Source organism: Streptomyces bikiniensis (assembly GCF_000716625.1).
Taxonomy (GTDB): domain Bacteria; phylum Actinomycetota; class Actinomycetes; order Streptomycetales; family Streptomycetaceae; genus Streptomyces; species Streptomyces bikiniensis.
This window is the reverse complement of sequence record NZ_JNXJ01000151.1, coordinates 1-210: the sequence shown is the minus strand read 5'-3', so window position 1 is coordinate 210 and position 210 is coordinate 1. Positions and strand designations below refer to the sequence as shown.

Annotated in this window: 1 protein-coding gene; it reads right to left on the bottom strand. The window is 66.7% G+C overall.

Annotated features, from left to right (window positions below):
• On the bottom strand, positions 1 to 209 hold a 209-nt coding region (locus OO47_RS33175; RefSeq protein ID WP_030694753.1), incomplete at its 3' end, for an ATP/GTP-binding protein.
• Position 210: the final 1 nt, after the last annotated feature.

Sequence of the window (210 nt, the reverse complement as noted above, 5' to 3'; positions counted from 1 at the left end):
CAGAAGCGGTCCTGGCCCGGCGTACCGAACAGGTACAGGATCAGGTCCTGGTCCAGGGTGATGCGGCCGAAGTCCATGGCGACGGTCGTCGTCGTCTTGTCGCCGGTGTGGGTGAGGTCGTCGATGCCCGCCGAGGCGGACGTCATGACGGCTTCGGTACGCAGCGGGTTGATCTCCGAGACCGCGCCGACGAACGTGGTCTTGCCCACG